We start from the raw sequence: 1,370 nt of genomic DNA on the forward strand, positions 1-1,370 counted from the left end.
AAGGCGCCACGCAGTCTGGAGGCCAGCTGCATCGCCAGCAGCGAGTGCCCACCCAGCTCGAAGAAGGAGTCCTCCGCGCCCACCCGCTCCATCCGCAGCAACTGCGCGAAGAGCGTCGCCACCTTCTCCTCCGTCGCCGTGCGCGGTGCCACGTACTCGCCCTGCCCGCTCGGGCCTTCCGGCGCGGGGAGGGCCCGGCGGTCCACCTTCCCATTCGGCGTCAGCGGCAGCCCGCCCAGCACCACGAAGGCCGACGGCACCATGTACTCCGGCAGCCGCTGCTTCAGCCCCTTGCGCAGCTCCGCCGCCTCCAGCCCCGTCCCCGCCACGTACGCCACCAGACGCTTGTCGCCCGGCGCGTCCTCCCGCACCACCACCACCGACTCGCGCACCCCCGCCTGCGACGCCAGCGCCGACTCCACCTCGCCCAGCTCGATGCGGAAGCCTCGCACCTTCACCTGGAAGTCGATTCGCCCCAGGTACTCCAGCTCTCCCGTCGCCAGCCACCGCACCCTGTCTCCCGTGCGGTACATCCTCTCGCCCGGCCGCCCCGCGTATGGGTTCGGCACGAAGCGCTCCGCCGTCAGCGCCGGCTTCTCCAGGTACCCTCGCGCGAGCCCCGCTCCCGCCAGGTACAACTCTCCCGGCACTCCCCGCGGCACTGGACGCAGCCACGCGTCCAGCACGTACGCCCGCGAGCCCGTCAGCGGACGCCCAATCGTCGGCTCCCTCCCCGCCTCCTTCTCCACCCGCGTGTACGTCGAATACGTCGTGTCTTCCGTCGGCCCGTAGAGGTTGTAGACGCCCTCCACTCCCTTCAGCCCGTAGAGGGACTGCGCCAGCCGATTCTGCAGCGGCTCGCCCGCGAGATTCACCGTGCGCACCGACTCCGGCACGCCCTGGCTCCTCACCAGCTCCGCCATCGCCGACGGCACCGTATTCACCAACGTCACCCGGCCCGCGTCCTTCAACGTCGGCAGCGCCAGCGCGTTCTCCGCCACCACCACCGCGCCACCACTGCTCAACGGCGCGAAGACTTCAAACACCGACAAGTCGAAGTTCAACGACGTCGCCGCCAGCACTCCCGCCAACTGCTGCGCCGTGAAGGTGGACGTCGCCCAGTGCAGGAATGCCACCGCGCTTCGCTGCTCGATGGCCACGCCCTTCGGCCGCCCCGTCGAGCCCGACGTGTACAGCACGTACGCCAGATTCCCCTCTCCCGTCCGCGCCGCGACACGCGTAACCGGCCCCCGGGCGATGCTCTCCCAATCGCTATCCAGGCACACCGTGCGCGCCGTGTGCTCGGGCAGCACGCCCACCAGCTTCTGCTGCGTCAGCAGCACCGGCGCCTTCGCGTCCTCCAGCATCCA

Annotated in this window: 1 protein-coding gene; it reads right to left on the reverse strand. The window is 70.5% G+C overall.

The features are described 5' to 3' along the window. A partial coding sequence (locus FOF48_RS36195; RefSeq protein ID WP_143909567.1) for a non-ribosomal peptide synthetase occupies positions 1-1,370 on the reverse strand: 1,370 nt, incomplete at both ends.

The sequence above is a fragment of the Corallococcus sp. Z5C101001 genome, assembly GCF_007352635.1.
Lineage (GTDB): Bacteria > Myxococcota > Myxococcia > Myxococcales > Myxococcaceae > Corallococcus > Corallococcus silvisoli.